The organism is Pseudoalteromonas sp. MMG013 (assembly GCF_018100885.1).
In the GTDB taxonomy this organism is placed as follows: Bacteria; Pseudomonadota; Gammaproteobacteria; order Enterobacterales; family Alteromonadaceae; genus Pseudoalteromonas; species Pseudoalteromonas aurantia.
In genome coordinates, this window is sequence record NZ_JAGJEE010000084.1 from 1 (window position 1) to 928 (window position 928).

Genomic DNA, 928 nt, shown 5'->3' on the forward strand with positions numbered 1-928 from the left:
GGTTTTGTATTCAATCTTCCCTGCTGCGGTATAAGCGAGTTTAGTCGTGTTTACCTCTGAGGCTTTGAGTGGTTCATTTAACCCCGACAAACGCACTTCACCAATACGGCCCGAGCCTCGAATCAAGAAACCATTGACATTGTTAATGCTGATGTTTGGCTCAAGGGCTGCCACATCGGCCACCAAATCTCGTGTTACAGTGGTCCATTCACCACTGGTAGTACGCTCAGGTAGGTAATGATGAAGGTACTGCCCCCCCAGTTTAGGGTCTTGTGACCCCATATTGTAGGTCACATAACGGTGGCCTGCTGAGGTATTCACACTGATATAAATGGTATACCCTTCAGCATACTTCATATCCCATGAAATGGTATTTTGGCCCGCTTGCCAGTTCGCGCCATTATCGCCACGAAGGCGGTAGCCGTTGGAGAAATTCTGCCCTTTTAATTCCATAACCTGAGCACCATACTCGCTATCATGCACTGGTGTCATGGTCGCCCCAGCCGGAGTCGCGTCGTAATTATCCCACTGGTTTAAAATAACGGGATTATTTACACTTTTCAGTAGCTTATCGGCAAGAGGAGCTTTATACGCTTTCTCTTCTATTAACTGGCCTTGCGCGTTATAAATATATTGGGTCACAAAACCCGCTGCATCCGCTTTATATTCTGGCTTACCCGCCGCGGTATAAAGAGTATAACTGGTGCGATTATCAACATGATTTGCCATGCCTGCCAATTGTGTATCTAATTGCGCTAGGCTCTGGGTAAGGGTACCTGTTGCACTTAACCACTGCGCCGTTGACACCAGCTGTGCATATTCAACCGTTTGTACTTTTTGGCCGGCATTGTCATAGTGATGACGGGTCACTTGGCCTCGGTTATTTACCGTGGCTGCTATTTGTCCTGCATGGTCATACAACACATAA

The 928-nt window shown here is 47.2% G+C and carries 1 protein-coding gene; it reads right to left on the bottom strand.

Translation table 11 applies throughout. From position 1 onward, the window contains the following. The coding region (locus J8L98_RS24430) for a hypothetical protein (protein WP_210998657.1) at window positions 1–928 on the bottom strand (928 nt) is incomplete at both ends.